Raw genomic sequence first — 20,571 nt, 5'->3', positions numbered from 1 at the left:
CTAACCAAAATCTAGCAAGCACAAAGCCTACAAATAGCCCAAAATACGCTTGAAAAAGCTTCCAATCGTGTCTGTGGGTCTCTCAAGCATATTATGTTCCATTTTATCCACAAGCCGTTTGGCAATCGTCTGCATAGAAGTCGAAAAAACATTATTTGGCTCGACTTTGCACATTATTTTCCTGCGCAAAATCGCTTGCTTTAATGCGTTGTTTATCGTAAATCCGCCTAAAAGTTGCAAGCGTAGATTTGGGATATTTTTTTGTGCTACTTTGTAAATCGTATCAAACACTTGCGTGATTTGCGTCTGGGTATTTGCCATATTTACTAGCATCATACATTCATTTGTAAATTTAGAATTTACCTTTAGCATAGCGTAAGCATCGGTCTTTGATGAGGGCTCAGGCGTGGTGATTACGATGATATAATCACTTGCACGCAAAAAAGCCTGCGTCATATTGCTTATCCCCGCGCCGGTATCCACCACGACATAATCAAATAGATTCCATATATCCGTATCCCCTGCAAAATCCTCAATCATATTTGTAGATGAATATCGCAAAATCTCTTCCCCACTATCCCCGGGAATCAAATACAAGCCATTTTCGATTTCATAAATGACTTCCCTAAAATCCACTTCGCCTTTTAATGCGTGCAAAATATTTTTTTCAGTCTTTACGCCAAAAATCAAATCCAAATTCGCTAGCCCAATATCCGCATCAAAAACCCCCACGCGATAGCCCATTTTGTGTAGGCAATACGCAAGATTTGCAGAAATATTTGACTTGCCTACGCCACCCTTGCCAGAAGTAACGGCGATAAATTTTGCCGTAGTCTTTCTAGGGGCTTTCATCATAGATTCTAAGTTGTGTGCTTGATTCATTTTGTTTCCTTATCGGGGTAAAAAAACCCGCCCATCAAACAATCGGCGAGATAATTATTGTCCGCTACAATCACATCGCTTGGGACTTCCTGCCCCACACAAAGATAACTTATGGGCTTTTTTGTCTCATAGACAAGTGAGAAAATATTGCCAAGCCCACGCGCTTCATCTAGCTTGCTAAAAATAAAAGTATCTATCTCTAGCTCACTAAACGCTAAGTAAGTATCTTTTAAATCCTCATACTTTGTGCTAGCAGATAGCACAAGCGATACATCAATCTTATATTCGTCATTTTTGACAAACTTTTTAAGCGCGTTGATTTTTTGCTTGTCGTATTGAGAATGCCCAGCGGTGTCGATAAAAATATAATCACAATACCTTATCGCTTCGATTTTGCTTAAAAAATCGCTGACATCACTTGCAGAATCAATGCTGATTCGCATTTTGCGTGCATACCACGCGAGCTGCTCTTGCGCTCCGATACGATAATCATCTAGCGTGATAAGCCCTACTTTTTTCTTTTGTGGCAAAATCTGCGAAAATCTAGCCGCTAGCTTTGCGATAGTCGTGGTTTTGCCAACCCCTGTGGGTCCTACAAAAATGATGATTTTTTTGCCCACGCTATTTTCTTTGCGACAATAAATCATTTTTCGCATTACCTCGCGAAAATACCGCTTGATAGTCGCGCTTTGTGAGCGCATTTTAAGTGGCATAAATTCTGTGCTTAGTCGCATAATCTCTTCGATATGTTCTTTATTCATACCGCTTGCTTTGGCTATGCGATAGATTTCGGCAAACTCTTTTGGCACTTCGATTGCCATATTTGGACGCTTTTCTTCCCAAAGCGTATTTTGGATAAGTTTGATTTTGTCATTTAGCGATTTTAGCTCGCTATAAATCTCTTTAAACGCGCTAGATTCTAGGCTTGCTTGAGAATTTGCCTGCTGTGATTGCGCACTTGCAACATCTAGGGCGTCTTTTGCGTTTTTGATTTTTTTGAGCGCGGATTTTAGGGCTTCTTTATTGCTAGTGTTTGCTGCGTTTTGGGCTATTTTTTTGGGTGTGAATTGTTGCGGGGCAGCGTTGTTTATGTCTTTGATAGATTCTAGGGAATTATACGCCCTAGCCTGCGTATAAGCATTTGCCTTGCTAAATTCATTATCCAACTCATCAAAGCCATATTCCCACTCTTCATCATTTGCAAAGCGCGTATTTGCCTGCGCATTTGGGTTTATGGTAGAATCTAGGCTAGCTAGATTTTGTGCTTCTATTTGATAAGGATTTTGTGGATTTTGCGGATATGTGGCTAGATTTTCCTCATCATCTTCGCGCAACTCGATTTGTGAAGTCTCAGGCAAGATAAGTTTTTCGCTTTTTCTCCCCCGTCTTTTTGTGGGATTTGTGCGATTTACAGGGCTAGGCGTGCCCATCACTTCGCGGATTTCGCGCACTGCGTCTGAAAGCTGTATGGTTACATCATCATCTAGCATTTTGCTTAGATTTTTTTGCCGTTTTTTCTCGGCAAATTCCCTCTCCTCTATCTCGCTAAGCCTGCGTTTTATGCTATTTTTTGGCAGAGATTTTATGTCTGTTTCATCATTTTTGTTTTCTAAAAAATGAGGATTTTGCGGAGTCAATTCCGCTTCACTAGGCAAAATCACATCATCATTTACCCCCACTACAAGTTCGTATAGCCCTGCTTGATTTAGCGTTTTTTTGCGCACTTCTTTGGTTTGGATTATCATCGCGTCATCGCCAAGCGCATCTCGTGCTTTTTTCAACGCCTCTGCTGGTGTCTCGCCACTAAAAGTAAAAGTTTTCATTTTTGCCCCTTGCAATACATTTTGTAATAATCCTTTTTGCTTGCGACTTGTTTGCTTGCGCCTTGCAAGCGATTTGTGCTACCATAAAATCCACAAAACATATACCCGCAAAGTAACATAGGCACTAGCACGCTAGGGCGTTTATGGTAATTTTTGTGAGGCAAGTCTAGGTAGCCTCTCTTTACTAACAAATCATTATAAAAAATTATATCAATATCAAGCATTCTTGGCGCGTTTTTAAACTCCCTTTTTCGCCCCCTGCCAAACCTACGCTCCAAATAAAACACAAGCGCATAAGATTGCAAAAGACTAAGCGAAGTGCTAAGCACAATGATGGCATTGTAAAAATGCGCTTGATTTATGTAGCCAAAAGGGGGATTGCGATAAATAGGGCTAGTGGCAATGCTAAAAATCCTAGAATGTAAAGCAAAAAAGCAAAGCAAATGCCAAAATCTAGCTAGGATTTTAGCTTTGTCGCCTATGTTTGCACCGATTCCTAGCACAAGCACATTTGAGCCACTCTCTTTTGTGCGCGTGTTGTCTGTGCTTTGAATAGCGTTATTTTTGCAAATCGCTTTTTTTTGGCTATGACTTGGGAATCCCCTAGCGCATATTATCTCGTGATTTTTAGTTGTTAGTCGCGCTTTGTCGTGCGTTTTTGGATTTGGGAGGCGTTTATTCATTTGCTTATAAAATCTCCATTTTGGATTTTGCGTAGATTTTATGCGATTTTAGCACTTTTTGGTATTGTTTAACAACTCTTTAGCGCGATTTGCGATATTTTGCGAACTAAATCCAAAATATTTAAACAACTCATCGCCCTTGCCAGAATGCCCAAAACTATCCATACCTAGCACATTTTCAGCAAACGCATACAGCTCCAAACCGCGTGAAGCCTCTACGCATAGGACTTTGCCTACAAGCAGAGATTTTACCCACTCTTTGTTTTGCAATGCCAAATCAAAACAAGGCATACTAACCACCCTAGTAGCAATCCCGCTAGATTCTAGGATTTGTGCGGATTCTAGGCAGGTATGCACTTCGCTACCGCTTGCCAAAAGCGTGATTTGCGAAAAATTATTTTGCGGATTTTTGGCAGAATCTTTGGCAAAATCTTTGATGATATACGCACCTTTTTGTATGGATTCTAGCCTGCTAGTAGGCTCAAGCGCGCAATCTAAAATAGGCAGATTTTGTCGCGATAGCACAAAAGCACAAGGCACGCTATTTTTTAGAGCCACTTGCCAGCAGGCGACATTTTCATTTGCATCTGCGGGGCGAAACACAAGCAGATTTGGCATAGCGCGAAAATGGCTAAGCTGCTCGATAGGCTGATGAGTCGCGCCATCTTCGCCCACGCCGATAGAATCGTGCGTCCAAATATAAAACACTTTAGAGCGCATAATGCTAGCCACACGCACGCTTGCCGCCATATAATCGCTAAACACAAAAAATGTCGCGCAAAATGGCAAAAATAGCCCATAATTTGCCACTCCATTACATATCGCCCCCATCGAATGCTCTCTTATCCCAAAATGTGCCACTTTGCCATTTGGGAAATCCCCCTCATTTTCTAGCGAAGTATTGTTGCTCGGGGCTAAATCCGCACTCCCCCCTACAAATCCCAAAATCTGCTTGCTAATCGCATTTAAGATTTTGCCATTGCTTGAGCGCATAGCGATACTAGAGCCCACTTCAAAGCTAGGGTATTTTATCGCGCTAAAATTTGGAGAGATGAGAGAATCTAAAATCGCTTGATTTTGTTTGGTTAGTTGCTTCTCCCATAGCACTTCTAGGCTAGCTCCCACTTCTTTTGTCGCCAAAAAAGCAAAACGCACTTCATCGCTTATAAAAAAAGCCTTGCTAGAATCTAGCCCCGCTTCTTTTTTGGCACGCGCTAAAATCTCTGCTCCAAGCGGTGCTCCGTGAGTTTTGTGGCTACCTTCTAGCGTGCTAGCACCTTTTCCTATGGTGGTATGGACAATGATAAGCGTAGGGGCGGTCGCATTTGCCCTAGCTGTCGCAAGCGCAGAATCTATGCTAAAAAAGTCGTGCCCATCGCATTCATACACGACAAAGCCCTGCGCTTCAAATCGCGCTTTGACATTCTCGCTAAAGGCTAGCCCCACTTCGCCTTCAATAGTGATATTGTTGCTATCATAGATTAAAATCAAATTATCTAGCTTATGAAATCCAGCCAAAGAGCAGGCTTCATAGCTTATCCCTTCTTGCAAATCCCCATCGCCACAAATGCAATAAACTTTGTGATTTAGCACGGTTTGATTTTGTGCATTTTTGCCTAAAATGTGGTTTGCGTGCTTTTGGCTTAGCGCAAACCCCACAGCATTTGCTATGCCCTGCCCTAGCGGTCCTGTGGTGATTTCTACGCCTTGCGTTAGGGGGTATTCGGGGTGTCCGGGCGTTTTTGAGTCTAGCTTGCGAAATGCGCGTAAATCCTCCAAACTAATATCAAATCCCCATAAATGCAGCAGTGAATATAATAGCGCGCTTGCGTGCCCACCGCTAAATACAAGCCTATCTCTATTTAGCCATTTAGGATTTTTGGGGTTTAGGTTTATATGATAGCTTAGAGTGGTGGCGACTTCTGCTAGCCCCATAGGTGTCCCTGGGTGTCCGCTATTTGCATTTTCTACAATATCAGCACACAAAAACCGCAACTCTTTTGCCATTTGTTTTAGCAGTGGCTCGTTTTCTTTGGAGAGTTTGGGGGAGATTTTGGGGGATTTGTGGATTTTGGTGGTAGATTTTGCATTTTTTGGTAGCGAGGCGTTACTAGCGTTGCTAGATTTTGTGTTGTTTTTAGATTTGTTAGCGTGTTGCATTTGGCATTACCTTTGATTACAAGTTAGTTACAAGTGATTAGAAGTTTTTGCAAAATGCCCGTATGAAAATCGTGAAAATCGTGAAAATCACGCAAGACACATTGCAAAAGACATTAAAACAAAAAATCTGTGTAATTGTGCCAAAAAAAACTTATAAAATCTCTTAAGCAACGCATAAGATTTTGCAAGTTTGATAAAGTTTCGCATATTTTTGTAGCGTTGGTTTTTTTATTGGATTTTGTGCGATTTTTGCCTTTGCCTACATAGTCGCAAATATGAGCGCAAATATGCTAGCCTAGCTTAAAACAGCAAAAAACGCTAAAAAAAGCAAAAATCTAAAACACAATAGAATGGCTTAAAACAACCAAAATCGTTTTAGATTTTGGTTGTTTTTTTTAGCTTTTTAATCACCTTTGATTTTTTCGACAATCACACAAACAAGCATATAACATAAAAGCAAGCCACAAGCTATGCCAGCACCTACCCACCCCGCACTAAAATCCTCTCCCGCATACCAGCAATACGCCTGCTCAAGCCCTATTGCCGTTACGACAAATAGCCCGATAAATAACGCAAACAAAAGACTAATATATAAAATACCCAATACAACTAACCCCAAAACAATCCAGCCAATAGCCACTAGCATAATTTTTTGCCTTTTTTTATATTTATGGTAGCTTAGTGAGAAAATGGTATTCCTACTAATGCGCCAGATGAAGCGCGTAAAACATTTTCAGACCACCATTCAACACTTGTTATTTTTTTCAAAACACCCCATTTTTTAATTTTTAGATAATAAATAATTTGTTCATTTGTGCTAGATTTTACTTGTTTTTCTTTTGTGTCTTGCTTATTTATATTTGCATTAGCTGTTTTGTTTGCTTTGCCAAAAAACACATCAAAATCCGCCATTACTTCAAAAGATTTTTCCTCACATTTTCTAATCTCCTCGCTCACATTATCATCTTTTTTATAGTAACACTCACAAGTTTCAAGTCGCCCATCAGCATAATCTTTTACCGCCTGCGCAAACTCTGATGGAAAATTATCCAAATTGATTTTATTATCTTTAATATATTTTTTCACATATTCGTATCGCTTTGGTATTGCTATATGTTTGCCATTATCGCCCCTAGCATACGAATGCTCTAAAGTGTGTTTATCGTAGTTGGATTCTTGTTGGCTAGTAGCGTGGTGGCTAAATGACAAGCCAAGTTTGGCAAATATGCTTTTTACATAGCCTATGTTAGCGTTAGATTGTGTTTTTTCATTTTCGATTTTATCCAACTTTGTTTTTTCTACAAACGCAAACGCTCTCTCACTTGCACCCATATAGCTAGAAAGATTGAAAAACTCTTTTTTCATATCTTCTTTATAATATTGCGCATATTTATCAAGTGGATAATACACATTATCATACACAGGCGAGCGCACAAGTAGCATATCTAAATCATACTTATTAAGTTTGATTAGCTTAGTATCTTTATTCGCATCTTTGACAAAACATTCCTCATAAGTCTTTACATTCTCTTTTTCACATCGAGGCACTACTTTTGCTTCTGTTGCTTTTAGTAGCTCCTTGCCTTTTGTGTTAGGTTCATATTCTAAGGCGTAGTGTGCTTTTTGCCCTACCCATAGTAAATATTGCTCTGCCATTTTTGCTCCTTATTTGATAAATATAAACCACGCCACAATGACTGCCAACAAAACAACGCTAGCCTTTATGATTGCGCGCTTACGATAATCGCTTCGCAATTCACAAAAACGATGATAACTAATCCCCAAAGCATCAAGCGTATCGCGTATCTCATCATCACTAGCATTTTCTATCAGCACGACCGCATTGCGTATGCGACCGCTCTCATCACGCTCGCAATGCTCTATTATGCACGCAGTTTTTGCTTTACCTATCGGCTTAAAAATCTCATTTTCCCCCAGCTTTTTGCCTTGCAGGGCTTCATATAGATAGTTTATAAGATTTTGTTTCTCATCGCCCTCTACTAGCTTGCCATTATATGCGGTTATATCCCCTTTGCCATGCACTATGCTTTGTATCGTTGCGATTACCATTTTATGCCTTTTTTATGATTTTTTTTGCTATCGAGCATATCAGCAAATATATTAGATATATGATAAAAATAATAAAGCAACACGCAAAAAATGCGGGCAAAAAACATAACACCTTTATTACATATATTATTGCACATAGAATGACATAAATCAACGACTTATCACCATTTGTTGTTTTATCTCTTATTTTATTTGCTACAAAAAACATTATAATACCTATAATGTCTGCGATAAATGCGACAACAAGATATGTTAAAAAATACGAGTTATACAAAGTTGGCATATTCTTTTTTCCTTATTTGTGTGGGATTAAAACATTTTTGGTTAAAACATTATGTGTTTATTCTTAAAAATTCTTTTAAATCTTTTTGTTTTTCTTTAAAATCTTTATCACTGCTAAAATCAAAAATTTCAATTTTAATGTCGCTAATGTTGCTTTTATCGCCACATTCTTTTTGAATAATTTGCAAAATAATGTTTTCTTTCTCGTCTTGTCGAATATCTTGCTCATTTTTTTCTTTCTCGATAGAATTGCCTAGCTTATCTAAATGTGTGCCAACGACATAAAATCCTATATTTTTTTGTTTGGCAATATTATATAAAAAAGGTATAGCACCTTTTTGTTTTTCTGGCATACCCCAATATTTACTTGCATCAAACACATACACCAAACAAATGTTATGTTTTTTATCTTTGGCTTTTTGTATCAAGTTGCCCAATTCGTTATCTTTTATATCATTTACATCATTCGAACCTTTTGTATCCACGATTACGCTATCAGGTGCATAAAACTTACCTACAGGTTCATTTGTAGCTTTTTGTGTCTTTAGCTCACTCTCATTATCGCATAAAAGATTTTTTATCGTTGTCTTACCAGAACCTTCAATCCCCCTTAAAAATATTGTCTTATTGTTGCTACTAAAAACATTTTTAACCCGATAAACATTACTTTTATTTCTATCCCACATTGTTTGAAGCACGCTTTTAAATTTGCCCCACCTGCTTTTAGTCTCATTTTGTCTATTTGTATCTGTTGCCATTTTTTTCCTCACATATATTTTGCGCTTATCTTTGTCATACCAAATCCGCGTTTTTATGGTGAAAGAATATTAGCCGTTTTTTTTTTTTTTGGTAAATGAGTGGAGGTTTTTTGTAAAATTTTTATTTTTTTACATTGTTTAAGTTTTTGTTTTTTTATAACATTTTGCGCAAAAAATCTGCATTTTTTATATATTTTTGCATAAACACATATTGTGTTTAATAAATTTTGTATATAATTCTAGCTTTTTTAGGTTTTGGATTCTATGAAATTTTTTATAAATCCAAAACGACACTCCACACGATAAAAGGACAACTTATGAGCAAGATTAGCACTCCGCAAACAAACATTTTAGGATTCCCGCGAATCGGGCAAAACAGAGAGCTAAAAAAGGTTTTAGAGGCATTTTGGGCTGGCAAGGCAAGCGAGGCAGAGCTACAAAGCATAGCAAAAGACTTACGCGCAAAGCATTGGGGCTTGCAAGCAAACGCCTCTATCATCGCGCCAAGCAACGCAAATGGCGAAGCAAAAACTAGCGCAAACGCCCCAAAAGGACTAGATTTTGTCTGTGTCAATGACTTTAGCTTCTATGACAATGTGCTAGATTTAGCCTACGCGCTTGGCGCAAAGCCCGCAAGATTTGCGAATCTAAGCGGATTAGAGGGCTACTTCGCTCTAGCACGCGGGCATAAAAACGGCGTGGCGTGCGAGATGACAAAGTGGTTTAACACCAACTATCACTATGTCGTGCCAGAACTAAGCGAAAATGACAGCTACCACGCGGACGCAAGTGGCATAATCGCACAAGTCAAAGAGGCAAAATCGCTAGGGCACACGCCAAAAATCAACCTTATTGGGCTTTTTAGCTTTTTTGCATTAAGCAAAATCCAAAGTGGCGACTCTCACGCGATTTTCAAAAAGCTAAAATCCGCATATTTGGACTTAATCGATGAGATTGTCGCGGGGCTAAAAGCTCTAGATTCTGAAATCATCATCGAATTTAGTGAGCCGATTTTTGTGCGCGGGTTTGATGAGCAAATCTTTGGGCTAGAATGCGGTAAAGGCGGGAGTGCAATTAAGTGCATTTATGATTCTATCAGCGACAAGGGCGTAAAAGCAATCGTAAGCACATTTTTTGAGCATAGCAAGGAACTCACCGAAATCTTGCTTGAGAGCAAAATCTATGGAATCGGGCTAGATTTTTTAACAGGGCAAAAGAATTTTGACTCGCTTGAGTCCATAGCCAAAAGCGATAAAGTGCTTTTTGCGGGGGTAATCGATGGGCGCAATATTTGGGTGGCAAATTTGGAATCTAAACTCGCTTTACTAGAACAAATCGCGTTAAAAGTGCCAAAAGAGCGTATCGTGGTATCGTCCTCTTGCTCATTGCTTCACACGCCTTTTAGCAAGGTTGGCGAAGAGAGTGGCAAAATCCCCGCTGAAATCCTCTCTTGGCTAAGTTTCGCAGAGGAAAAACTAAGCGAAATCGTGCTGTTAAACGCTGTGTTTAGAAATGGCGTTACAAACGAAACCAAATCCGCGTGGGAGCAAAATAAGCAGGCAAACCTCTCCCGTGCAAAATCCACCCTCACAAATAATCCAAAAATCCGTGAGCGCGTGGCGGGGATAAGCAAAAAAGAGCGCGATTTAAAATTTAAAGAGCGCATTAAGATTCAACGCGAAATTTTAGGCTATCCAAACCTCGCCACCACCACCATCGGGAGCTTCCCGCAAACGCCTGAACTCCGTGCATTGCGACTAGGGTATAAAAAAGGCGAAATAAGCCAAAGCGACTATGAAAAGGGCATAAAAGAATATATCATTGATTGCGTGCGATTCCAAGAAGAAGTGGGGCTAGATGTGCTTGTGCACGGCGAGCCAGAGCGCAACGATATGGTGGAGTATTTTGGCGAGCAGATGGAGGGCTTTGTGTTTAGCAAAAATGCGTGGGTGCAAAGCTATGGCTCACGCTGTGTAAAGCCCCCTATCATCTATGGCGATGTGGCGCGCCCAAAGGCTATGACGGTGGAGTGGATAACCTACGCTCAAAGCCTCACAAGCAAGATAATGAAAGGTATGCTGACAGGTCCAGTTACCATTCTAAATTGGAGCTTTGTGCGCGATGACTTGGCGCGTGAAGCGGTGTGTAAGCAAATCGCACTAGGCATCGCTGATGAAATCAACGACTTGCAAAACGCGGGGGTGAAAATCATTCAAGTCGATGAAGCGGCGTTTAAAGAGGGCTATCCATTGCGCGCGGAAAATATCAAAGAATATGAGCGGTGGGCGTTAGAATCCTTTAAAATCTCCACTGCAGTGGCAAAAAACGAAACGCAGATTCACACGCATATGTGTTATAGCGAGTTTAACGACATTATTAAGACAATCGAGGCGTTGGACGCTGATGTGATAAGCATTGAGACGGCGCGAAGTGGCAATGAGCTACTCAAAGTCTTTAAAAGCGTGGGCTATGCAAACGAAGTGGGACCGGGCGTGTATGACATTCATAGCCCTAGAATCCCTAGTGTAGAGGAAATCGTGGCACAGATTAAGGCATTGCTAGAAGTCCTGCCACAAAGCCAACTATGGATAAACCCAGACTGCGGACTAAAGACGCGCAAATGGGAGGAAGTGCGACCGAGCTTAAAAAATATGGTAGAGGCGGTGAAGGTGGTGCGTAAATCGTAGATTTGCGTGGTGGCACAATTTGTTCTTGGGTAATCATTTGCGTTGTTTGTGCATAAAACTGCGCTCGATAGACGCTTTAGTCTTATCTCGCTTGTTTCACACACAAACAACGCAAAGCACCACCGCAACTACTTCGATTGTTTTTTTGCGCAATTTAGCGAATCGCGTGTGAATCTAAAATATTTCGTCATTGCGAGATTTTGCGAAGCAAAATCGTGGCAATCTAAACATTTGCTTAAAATCAAAAAATAATTTTGCCACTTTAAAATGTGCAAAATTCCATTACAAAACAGAAAAAGGACACACCATAAGACGAGCGGAATTTAAATGCGATGATATGGATTTACTCAAACGCCACTTTGATAAAATCCCTTTTGGCGTGCTGATTGTGCCTGATTTGGAGGCGGATTTGCCTTATGCCATACCGCTTAGTTTTTGCTATTTGAGCGATTTTGCGCCAAATGGTGCAATCGGCATTCACGGCGCAAAGGCAGGGCGCAAATTTGCCCTGCTAAAAAACAATCCAAAAGTGAACTTTAGCGTAGCAAAGCCATACGCCTACATAGGCTCGGAGTTTTTGGGTGGGGCGATGATACCCACGCAGTTTTTCTTTTCCGCGCTTGTGGTGGGGAGATTTCGCGTGGTGGAGGATTTGGCGGATAAACGCGCTGTTTTAGGCGCACTTGTGGCAAAATATGAGCCACAAAGCGAACATTTTAGCTTTAGCAAAAAAGCGTTTATAGGGAGTGAAAGGGGTGTGTTTGTGGGGATTGTAGAGATAGAATCTATAAGCATAAAAGCAAAATTTGGGCAAAATCTCAAACACAGCGAGTTTGAATCGATTTTGAGCGATTTGCAAACCCGCGCCAAATCGCACGCCAAAAATAGCGACATTGATAGCCAAACTATCGCGCTAATGAAGCAATTTAGGCAAAACCACAAAGAGGCACAATGAATACACAAATTGAGAATCTCATCGATAAAATTCGTGCTCAAAGGGAGTTTTTGAGTTTTGAGCTAACGCCTCCGCTAAGCGCGGACACAAGCGAGTTTATCACCACAATCAAATCCACACTCACGCAAAATCTACCTAAGCGCAATGCAGATTCTACAAATGCGATAAAATCTAGCGCGGATTCTAGCGTGGCAGAGCAAAATTTGCATTGCAAAAGCACGGCACAACATCTAGATTCTCACCAAAGTCCCCGCGCAACGCTAAGCCAAGCAATCGATGCGTTTGTCTGCACGGATTCCCCGCTGGCGCGCTTTAAGCCTAGCTCGATTCTAAGCTCTATAAAGCTCCAAAATGCCTTAAGCAAACCACTTATCTGCACGCTCTCAATGCGCGATAGAAACTCAATCGCGCTGTGCGGGGAGATTCTCGCGGCAAATGAGTTTGATTTGCGCGCGTTTTTGTAAATATTTTAGGCTTATGGATAAAATCTTAAAAAATAGGGATTGGGTGAAAAAATTTAGAGATAAATTTTAGAGAAGCATTTTAAAAAATACTTGAATGCAAAAAACAGATTTTAATTTAATTTAATTTAATCCTAACATAAAAAATCTTAAGTTGGATTAAACAAAAAAATAACCAAAAATACAAAAAATACAAAAAACTCTGCCTAATAATTACTTCACACTCGCAGTAATCGTATTTGGTGGCATTTGCTCGACATATACGCTTTGACTTGGAAATGCAAAACTAAGCCCAAAAGATTCTACTATACGCATAATCTCTAGCAAAATCTCTTCTTTTGCAAGCAAATATCCTCCATAGCTTATGTCCCTGCTAAAGCAATACACCAGCAGATTTATCGAGCTATCCGCTAGCTCATCTAGCACGACATAGACATTTGCTTTGTATCCCAAATAATCATCAACCGAAATAATATCCTGCTTAAAAGACACGCTAAAATCTAACTTTTCTTTTTCATCATCGCTTTGAGCGATTTGGGGGTGGCTTAGCAGCATTTTTTTTATCTCGCTAGCACATTGTATGACTTGAGCGCGTGTGGTGGCGTAGGTAAGCCCTATGCTTAGTTTGATTAGCCTGCCTGCTTTTCTGCGACTCCAATTTGTGATAGATTTGTTTGCTAGTTCAGAGTTTGGTATTAGCACGAGCGCGTTATCGCTTGTGCGGATAGTCGTGCGGCGAAGCCCCATTTCTACGACTACGCCATTTACCCCTCCGCATTCGATTCTATCGCCTTGTGAAAATGAGTTATCAAATAGTAGCATTACAGAGGCAAAAAAGTTTGCAAGCATATCTTTGACAGCGAGTGCCACAGCTAGCCCGCCAAGCCCCAAAGAAGCGATGATTGCCGAAATATTAAAGCCCAAAATCTTTAAAATCCACAAAAGCATAATGATAATGATGAAAAAATATGCGATTTTTAGCAACAAATTTAGCACTTCTTTGCGAAATCGTTGCGTATCGCTTTTTTGCGTGATGGCGTTGATAAAAATAGCTGCGTAGCCACGAAGCGCGATAATGATAAACCAACCAAAATTTATGACATAGCCCACTGCAAACCATTTTTCTAGCTCTTTTGGGCTTAAATGCGGGTAATACAAAATATTTATGCTTATATCAAGGCTTAGCAAAAACAAAAATAACGATACGGGCTTTATGATTTCGCGCTGGATTTTGCTTTGGGATTGTTTATCCTGCTTTGCTAGATGAAAACTAAGGCTAATAAGCCACATCACAAATCGCGTCAAAATCCGCCGAAAAAACCACAAAAATCCAAACGCAATCAGCGACAAAATCGCACGCAAAAATAACGGATTTGCATAAGATTCTAGTTTTGCCTGCATAAATGCGTCTTCAAGTAGCCCTAAAGAATGCTTGATAGCTAAATCAAATGCTTTTATTTGCAATGGGTTGTATGACGCGTCATTAGGATTTTGCAAGTCGTTTTTTGGTGAGGTTTGTGAATCTCTTTTTTTAGCCATTTGTTCGCTAGGAAGCGTGGATTCTTTGCTTTGGGTTTGCGTGGTTTGTGTGGTTTGTGTGGTTTGTGTAGCTTGTGTTGATTGCGTGATTTGCGTAGTTTGTGCTGATTGCGTAGCGATAGCAAAATCTGCTAACAAGCCCCCGCAAAAAACGATAACAAACGCTAGCAAAACAAACGCATTTAACGCATTTTTTGCTTTTTTAAAAAAATTTGCTAGATTTTTGTGAGTGATTTTGCGTTTTTTGTAAGCGTTTGTTGGTGGCTTAATGACCTTGCATATTGCTTTACGCATTTTTGTTTCCTTTGCATTTTTTTGTGTTTTGTTTTGCGAGTTTTAGATTTTGAAAATAGATTTTTTCAAATCCTGCCAAATCCGTGCAGAATATCCGTGTAAAAAATCCGTGTCAAAAATCTATGCCAAAAAGATTTTGCATTATATCAAAAGTGTTTTTACAAATCTTTTACAAAATCTCACCCACCCCATCATCGATGATTCTCACTTGCAAGATTTTGCCACTTTGGAGATTTTGGGCTTTGATGACATTGCCCTTTTGTCCATTTTGCAGGGCTTGTAAGGTGATTTGGGCTTGCATAGATTGGGATTTGTAGATACAGGTTATTTTATCCCCTTTGCGCACCAAAATCCTATCTTGGACTTTATCGCGCGTGATTATGGAGTTTGGCGCGATAAGCGAGCGTGCAGAGATTTGACCCAGCTCTTTTGGTGGCAGGGGATTGGCTTTGATTATAGAGAGATTTACCCGCGTGGCAAATGCGTTTTGAGTGTTTATATCCGTGCTAGATTTTATCGATACTTTGGCTTGTAGCACGGTCAAACTTGCATTTATAGCATAAGAAATCGGCACAGAAACTACGGATTTAGAATCCATTATCGTGGCTATAAGCGTCCCGCTTGTTTTTTTGGTGGCGTTATTTGGCAGGGTTAGTTTTTGGATTTTGCCTTGCACATTTTTAGGCATATTTATTTCGATATTTTCTAAGACAAAATCAAAATCCGCATAATGCGCTCTATACGCGGACACTATGTAGTCTTGGATTTGTGCTAGCGTGCTTTCTTGTGTGTTTTCTTTGTTTATTTGTTGGGGATTTTTGTTTGGATTTTCTTTGGTAGGATTTTGGGGTAGATTTTGTGCCTGTGCCATTGACATTGTGAGAATCCAAAACAACAACACTAAAAAAATCACTTTACTTGCAAAATCAAAAACAAATGCAAAAAACACCTTGCAATGTTGAAAAAAATCTTTTTGTCTCATTTTTGCCCTTTTTGCCTCTTTTTTGTTTTTGGGTTGATTTTAGATTTTAAGATTCTAGCTAGATTTTTTCTACAAAATCTTTCATTATCACGCGCACGCTTCCACCAAAATTGATATGCAGTTTGTCGCCTTGCACTTCTTTTATCATACCTGCGCCAAAGATTTTATGCCTTATGGCATCGCCTTTTTTGAAGCCCTCTTGTGCGGGTTTATGACTGCCTTTTATAGCATAGATTTTTTTCTCCCCACTGCTTTTTAGCGTCATCTCGCTTTCATCGCTATCCCCGCTATATTCATCGCCAAAATCGCTAGAATCACTAGCGCGATTTTTTTGCAAAATCTTTGCCTCATAAAGAAATGGCGATAAATCCATAAATTCCCTACTTCCTTTATAAAACCTAGAACGCACGCTTGAGAGAAAAAGCCTATCTTTTGCCCGCGTGAAAGCCACATAGCCTAGCCGTCTCTCTTCTTCTAAATCGCTCTCATCGCGCATCAGCGGGAAAAATCCTTTTTCCATTCCCACCACAAAGACATATTCAAATTCTAGCCCTTTTGCACTATGCACGCTCATTAGGCATACGCAATCTTGCAAAGGCACATCTAGCCCCGAGCTAAGCGACAAATCGCTCAAAAAATCGCTCAAAGAATTATGCGGATTTTGCATAATATAATCGCGGAAATATCCATAAAATTCATTCACATTTGCAAGCCTATCGATTTCATCGTGCTTGTTTTTGACCTCATCGATGACTTTGATTTTTTCGCTAAATTCATTTACAAACTTTAGCGGACTCTCTTCTAGCGCGTCTTGTAGCTCTGATAAATGCCTAAAAAATCCCTCTAACTCCCGTTTTTGCGCAGGCTTTAATAAAGAATCTAAATGCCCAGCCTTGTAGCTTTGTGCGACACTTAGCCCCAAAGATTGTGCTTTAGAAAAAATCTTTTTTTGCACCACTTCGCCTATGCCCCTTTTTGGCGTGTTTATCACTCGACTTAGGCTAAAATCATCATCGATATTTACCACAAGCCTAAAATACGCCAAAATATCCTTTATCTCCGCCCTCTCATAAAACCTAATCGCACCGATTAGCTTGTATGGAATCTTTGCGCGGTTTAGCCCCTCTTCTATGCTTCTTGATAGCGCGTTTAGCCGAAACAATATCGCAATTTCTTGTGGTTTTGCCCCATCTAAAATTAGGCTAGATATGTTTTTGGCAATGATATTTGCCTCTTCTTTTTCATCATAGCTATAAATATGTTTTACTTTATCCCCATCGCCTCTAGTAGATTTTAGCTCTTTGCCTAATCGCGAGGTATTGTGCGCGATTAGGGCATTTGCGGCGTTTAGTATGGGGGCTTTTGAGCGGTAGTTTGATTCTAGTTTGATTACTTTTGCGTTATCAAAACTTTTTGCAAATCCCAAAATATAGCCAATATCAGCCCCCCGCCAACTATAAATACTCTGGTCGTCATCGCCCACCACGCAGATATTTTGATGAGTGGCACAAAGCTTTTTTAGCAACGCCACTTGCAACAGATTTGTATCTTGATATTCATCTACCATAATGTATTGATATTTTTGCGAGATTTGCGCACATAGCGTTTCATCGCTATCTAAAATCCTAAAACTAAGCAACAACAAATCATCAAAATCCACCATATTATTTTTTAGCAAAAATGCCTCATATTTTTCATAGATTTTGCTAAAAAGTTTTTGCTGTGGAGTTACGGCACATAAAGTGGCGTTTCTAGCGGATACAAGGGCGTTTTTTTGGTTTGAAATATAGCCTAAAATCATCGCGCTTTGGACGCTAGAATCAACTTGCTTTATGATTCGTTTTTGGTCATCTGTGTCGATGAGCGTAAAATTTGGACTGCGCTCTAAGCGTGAAATATTCATACGCAAAAATAGCAAGCCAAATCGATGAAAAGTGCATAAAAGAGGCGGGGGCAATGAGCGAAAATGCGAAAAACTAAAATCGCCCTCATCACTTTGGTGCAATAAATCTAGTGCGCGCTCTCTCATTTCGCTAGCGGCTTTGTTGGTAAAAGTAAGGGTAAGCGTAGAATCTGGGGACACCCCTACTTCTTTGATAAGGTAGGCTAAGCGAGAGGTTAGCGTCTTTGTCTTGCCACTGCCTGCCCCTGCTAGTATTAGCAATGCCCCATCGATATGCTGTGCAGCTTCTTTTTGCTTTGGGTTTAGAGAATCTAGTATGGAGGACATTTATTTGGCTTTTTTTAGATTTTACTTTTGGGGCGTCTTGCTTTGTCTTGTTTTATTGTTTTAGTTTTTAGATATTTATGCGTCTAGCAGGGGATTTTTCACAGGCTTATCTAGCCCATCTTGCAATATATCATTAGCTTTATCATTTTCTTTTGTAGAATCGCTAGATTGCGTATTTTGTGGATTTTGATTTTGTGGTGTGATACTTGCTGTGTTTTGGCTTGGTGGATTATCCTCTGGATTGCCATTATTTTTATCCACTAGCTCAAAAGAATGGATTTTTTGCGTATCGATTTGAAAATCAAAAAATTGCGAATGAAAATTTGCCACAGAAATAAAATTATAATTTATCGCTGCGGTTTTTAGATTGTTTGCGGCGTGGTAGAGCAAGCCTAGCCCATATCTTGCTTCATAGGCAGTGGGGGTTTCCATTTTGGCAAGTTGTAGCAGTAGCACTGCATCGGGATAATTCCCCGCGCCCACCGCACTCACTGCGGCTAAAAATCTCGTATGGCTATCGCTCTCTTTTAGCTCATCTACAAGCGTAGTATATATGCTGTATGCTTTTTGAAATTCGCGCTGATAGATATAAATCGCTCCAAGCGTCTGCATAGTCCCTCTAGGGTCGCTATCATTTGCGATTAGGTAGTTTTGCATTATGCGGGCTTGATTTTGCAAAGAGCCTGTTACAAAACCCGTATAGACATACAATTCTCTAGGAAATGCACCACCTAAGTGCAACGGACGCAAATCAAGTGATTGTTCATTAAAAAGATTATACATACTAATACTTATGTCTTGTAGATTTTCGCCAAAACTCCCCACCAAAATCCCCAAAATATTTGCCACAATATCGTTTGGGTATATGTTTTTTATCTCATTTATATTTTCTATCATTTCTTTTTTGCTTTTGTTTTTTAGTGCGTAGATAAACTCAAGCACATAATAAATCGGCTCTTTTGTTTTGGCGTTTTTTATCCAATCGCGCTCTTGAAATTGATTGTCATTTAGGTAGTTTAAAAAATTTTCAATATACGCTTTTTGTGTCGGGTCGCTAAACTCCTCATCATAAAATCTTTGCAACAAATCATAGTTGATTCTGCTTGTGTTTTTGTTGCTAAATCTACCCGCAAGCACGGCAAAAATCCCCGAAACATAATCACTCTGGTCTAAATAATACGCACGGATAAAATGCGAATACGCATCATCATAATGCCCAAGCTGTGCTAGCACAAGCCCCAAGTTATAATACAAAATCGCGTGATTTGGATTGTTTTTTGTCGCATCTTGCAAAAATTTCAACGCCTCTCGCAAATCCTTGCTTTCCAACTCCACAAGGGTTTTTAGTATTTGCTTATCAATCTTAGAAGTCGTAGAGCTTCTAAGTAGCATATTTTTGCCCTCTGCGATATTGATATGGGTTAGGCTAGATGCTTGAGAGATTTCCTCCAATGCCCTTTTGGCGTCAAACACACGATATGGCGCATAATAAAAAAGCATTTTATACCCTAGCTTGTCTTTGTTTTCAAAATCCCTCTCCCAAAACATTTTTTGAGCCAATCCCACATCAAAAAGCTCTGGGTTTATGATGACTTTGATAGGGTAGATTTTTTGTGCTTTTTCTTGAAATCCCCTATTTGATGAGATAGAATCTAGCGCGTTTGCCGCCCCCGCATAATTGCCTAACTTTAAATCAATAAGCCCCAAAGCAAGCATAGAATCAATATCCCTAGGGTGTGAGCGCAAATAGCTAAGCAAATGGGATTTTGCTTTTGGATATTGTGCCATTCTGGCATATAGCAACCCTATGGTTTTGTCATCATTTGGCGTGGCGACTTTTTGGATAGATTTTAGTGCGTTTTCATCATCGCTAAAAATCGTAAAAATATGCGCCGCAAGTCTGGCATTTTGCGTAGAAAAATCTTTTGAATTTGGATTTAGCAAGGGCGATAAACTCTCAAAATAATTTCCCTTATAATACGACAAAAGCGCGTAAGCATAGCTAAAAAATGGCTCATTTGCGATTTCTGCAAGATTTTGATTTGCTAGTTTTAGATAATGGCTTGATAAATCATAGCGATTGATTTTTAGCGCAGCCACAGCCGCATTTATCGAGCTTGCAGAGATATTTTGCCCTGTCTCTATGGAGTCTGCATACGCCACGATAGAATCCTCATAAGAGTTGTTTTTTAGCTGAATCGTGCCTAGATTGTAGTTTGCGATGGATTGAGAAAAATCAGCGATTTTGCGAAACACTTGATAGGCTTCTTTGTGCAAACCTTGCTGATATAGCAAGTTTCCTTTGATGATTAGATTATCCATATTAGATTCTTTTAGCTCATCGCTTGCCTCTGGCAATGGCGTATTTACAATCTCATCAATTTCAGCCTTAGTATATGCCCTCTCTACAAAATCTTCTTCCTCTTCTTCCTCATCACTTTTGGGGGATAGCAATAGCGAAAGGACGACTATAAGGATAATGATAAACGCTAACGCACCGCCTAAAATCCCAAAAAAAAGTGGCTTATTTTTGTAGATTTTCTCAAATGTAGGATTTTCTAAAAGTGGCGCGATAATGGGGTCTATGATGGGGGAGATTTTTTGCAAAAGATTATCTAGCTTGCCCCCTGCTTTTGCGCTGTTTTCTCCACCTGCTTGGGTTTCTTGTATGCTATTTATACTAGGCTCTGGTGGCATTTTTTCCCCTAAAAATTAGATTTTCCCATAAGAGATTTTTCATAAAATTTCTCATAAGATTTCTCATT

General features: G+C 39.7%; 14 protein-coding genes and 1 pseudogene. 3 read left to right on the top strand and 12 right to left on the bottom strand.

Translation table 11 applies throughout. The annotated features are described in order from the left end of the window. Nucleotides 1-27 precede the first annotated feature (27 nt). The 8 genes and pseudogenes from ACWIUO_RS08430 to ACWIUO_RS08395 form a co-directional block, all read right to left on the bottom strand. The gene (locus ACWIUO_RS08430; protein WP_454177458.1) at nucleotides 28-882 is read right to left on the bottom strand and encodes a P-loop NTPase; all 855 of its coding nucleotides are present in this window, start codon (nucleotides 880-882) and stop codon (nucleotides 28-30) included. Beyond that, nucleotides 879-2,312: a flagellar biosynthesis protein FlhF gene (gene flhF, locus ACWIUO_RS08425; protein ID WP_454177490.1), complete on the bottom strand. Its 1,434-nt coding sequence runs from the start codon at nucleotides 2,310-2,312 to the stop codon at nucleotides 879-881. The genes ACWIUO_RS08430 and flhF overlap by 4 nt, the downstream gene beginning before the upstream one ends. Before the next feature lie 488 nt (nucleotides 2,313-2,800). Next, a pseudogene (gene folK, locus ACWIUO_RS08420) lies at nucleotides 2,801-3,388 on the bottom strand (2-amino-4-hydroxy-6-hydroxymethyldihydropteridine diphosphokinase); the annotation flags it as partial. A 48-nt stretch (nucleotides 3,389-3,436) separates the two neighbouring features. Then, nucleotides 3,437-5,548, bottom strand: a complete 2,112-nt coding sequence (tkt, locus tag ACWIUO_RS08415) for a transketolase (RefSeq protein ID WP_454177457.1) — start codon at nucleotides 5,546-5,548, stop codon at nucleotides 3,437-3,439. 403 nt (nucleotides 5,549-5,951) lie between these two features. Beyond that, nucleotides 5,952-6,194 (bottom strand): hypothetical protein, encoded by a 243-nt coding sequence (locus ACWIUO_RS08410; protein WP_454177456.1) that lies wholly within the window; start codon nucleotides 6,192-6,194, stop codon nucleotides 5,952-5,954. A gap of 32 nt (nucleotides 6,195-6,226) precedes the next feature. Continuing rightward, nucleotides 6,227-7,204 carry a hypothetical protein gene (locus tag ACWIUO_RS08405; RefSeq protein ID WP_454177455.1) on the bottom strand — a complete coding sequence of 326 codons (978 nt, stop codon included), beginning with the start codon at nucleotides 7,202-7,204 and terminating at the stop codon, nucleotides 6,227-6,229. A gap of 9 nt (nucleotides 7,205-7,213) precedes the next feature. Continuing rightward, entirely contained in the window at nucleotides 7,214-7,618 is a 405-nt protein-coding gene (locus ACWIUO_RS08400; protein ID WP_454177454.1) for a hypothetical protein, read from the bottom strand. 332 nt (nucleotides 7,619-7,950) lie between these two features. Further along, on the bottom strand, nucleotides 7,951-8,658 hold the full coding sequence (locus tag ACWIUO_RS08395; RefSeq protein WP_454177453.1) for a hypothetical protein: 708 nt from the start codon (nucleotides 8,656-8,658) through the stop codon (nucleotides 7,951-7,953). Nucleotides 8,659-8,975: 317 nt separating this feature from the next. On the opposite strand from ACWIUO_RS08395, the gene metE reads away from it, so the two are divergent. The 3 genes from metE (at nucleotide 8,976) to ACWIUO_RS08380 (ending at nucleotide 12,764) form a co-directional block, all read left to right on the top strand. Beyond that, entirely contained in the window at nucleotides 8,976-11,345 is a 2,370-nt protein-coding gene (gene metE, locus ACWIUO_RS08390; protein ID WP_454177452.1) for a 5-methyltetrahydropteroyltriglutamate--homocysteine S-methyltransferase, read from the top strand. Nucleotides 11,346-11,652: 307 nt separating this feature from the next. After that, nucleotides 11,653-12,300: a pyridoxamine 5'-phosphate oxidase family protein gene (locus ACWIUO_RS08385; protein WP_454177489.1), complete on the top strand. Its 648-nt coding sequence runs from the start codon at nucleotides 11,653-11,655 to the stop codon at nucleotides 12,298-12,300. After that, a complete protein-coding gene (locus tag ACWIUO_RS08380; protein WP_454177451.1) occupies nucleotides 12,297-12,764 on the top strand; it encodes a hypothetical protein in 468 nt (155 codons plus the stop codon). The genes ACWIUO_RS08385 and ACWIUO_RS08380 overlap by 4 nt, the downstream gene beginning before the upstream one ends. 210 nt (nucleotides 12,765-12,974) lie before the next feature. Here ACWIUO_RS08380 and ACWIUO_RS08375 read toward each other — a convergent pair whose 3' ends face one another. The 4 genes from ACWIUO_RS08375 to ACWIUO_RS08360 form a co-directional block, all read right to left on the bottom strand. Next, the gene (locus tag ACWIUO_RS08375; RefSeq protein WP_454177450.1) at nucleotides 12,975-14,594 is read right to left on the bottom strand and encodes a mechanosensitive ion channel family protein; all 1,620 of its coding nucleotides are present in this window, start codon (nucleotides 14,592-14,594) and stop codon (nucleotides 12,975-12,977) included. Nucleotides 14,595-14,763: 169 nt separating this feature from the next. Next, nucleotides 14,764-15,471, bottom strand: coding sequence for a flagellar basal body P-ring formation chaperone FlgA (gene flgA, locus ACWIUO_RS08370; protein ID WP_454177449.1), 708 nt, complete (start codon nucleotides 15,469-15,471; stop codon nucleotides 14,764-14,766). A gap of 163 nt (nucleotides 15,472-15,634) precedes the next feature. Beyond that, on the bottom strand, nucleotides 15,635-17,806 hold the full coding sequence (locus ACWIUO_RS08365; protein WP_454177448.1) for an ATP-dependent helicase: 2,172 nt from the start codon (nucleotides 17,804-17,806) through the stop codon (nucleotides 15,635-15,637). Nucleotides 17,807-17,881: 75 nt separating this feature from the next. Next, nucleotides 17,882-20,503, bottom strand: coding sequence for a tetratricopeptide repeat protein (locus ACWIUO_RS08360; RefSeq protein ID WP_454177447.1), 2,622 nt, complete (start codon nucleotides 20,501-20,503; stop codon nucleotides 17,882-17,884). Between the last annotated feature and the right edge of the window lie 68 nt (nucleotides 20,504-20,571).

The sequence above is a fragment of the Helicobacter sp. T3_23-1056 genome (genome assembly GCF_053654535.1).
Note: the sequence above shows the minus strand (reverse complement) of the source record. Positions and strands in the feature narration are given on the sequence as shown.

Coding starts and splice junctions, on each gene's coding strand:
- ACWIUO_RS08430 (WP_454177458.1), bottom strand. CDS start 882: ATGAATCAAGCACACAACTTAGAATCTATGATGAAAGCCCCTAGAAAG.
- flhF (WP_454177490.1), bottom strand. CDS start 2,312: ATGGGCACGCCTAGCCCTGTAAATCGCACAAATCCCACAAAAAGACGG.
- tkt (WP_454177457.1), bottom strand. CDS start 5,548: ATGCAACACGCTAACAAATCTAAAAACAACACAAAATCTAGCAACGCT.
- ACWIUO_RS08410 (WP_454177456.1), bottom strand. CDS start 6,194: ATGCTAGTGGCTATTGGCTGGATTGTTTTGGGGTTAGTTGTATTGGGT.
- ACWIUO_RS08405 (WP_454177455.1), bottom strand. CDS start 7,204: ATGGCAGAGCAATATTTACTATGGGTAGGGCAAAAAGCACACTACGCC.
- ACWIUO_RS08400 (WP_454177454.1), bottom strand. CDS start 7,618: ATGGTAATCGCAACGATACAAAGCATAGTGCATGGCAAAGGGGATATA.
- ACWIUO_RS08395 (WP_454177453.1), bottom strand. CDS start 8,658: ATGGCAACAGATACAAATAGACAAAATGAGACTAAAAGCAGGTGGGGC.
- metE (WP_454177452.1), top strand. CDS start 8,976: ATGAGCAAGATTAGCACTCCGCAAACAAACATTTTAGGATTCCCGCGA.
- ACWIUO_RS08380 (WP_454177451.1), top strand. CDS start 12,297: ATGAATACACAAATTGAGAATCTCATCGATAAAATTCGTGCTCAAAGG.
- ACWIUO_RS08375 (WP_454177450.1), bottom strand. CDS start 14,594: ATGCGTAAAGCAATATGCAAGGTCATTAAGCCACCAACAAACGCTTAC.
- flgA (WP_454177449.1), bottom strand. CDS start 15,471: ATGTCAATGGCACAGGCACAAAATCTACCCCAAAATCCTACCAAAGAA.
- ACWIUO_RS08365 (WP_454177448.1), bottom strand. CDS start 17,806: ATGTCCTCCATACTAGATTCTCTAAACCCAAAGCAAAAAGAAGCTGCA.
- ACWIUO_RS08360 (WP_454177447.1), bottom strand. CDS start 20,503: ATGCCACCAGAGCCTAGTATAAATAGCATACAAGAAACCCAAGCAGGT.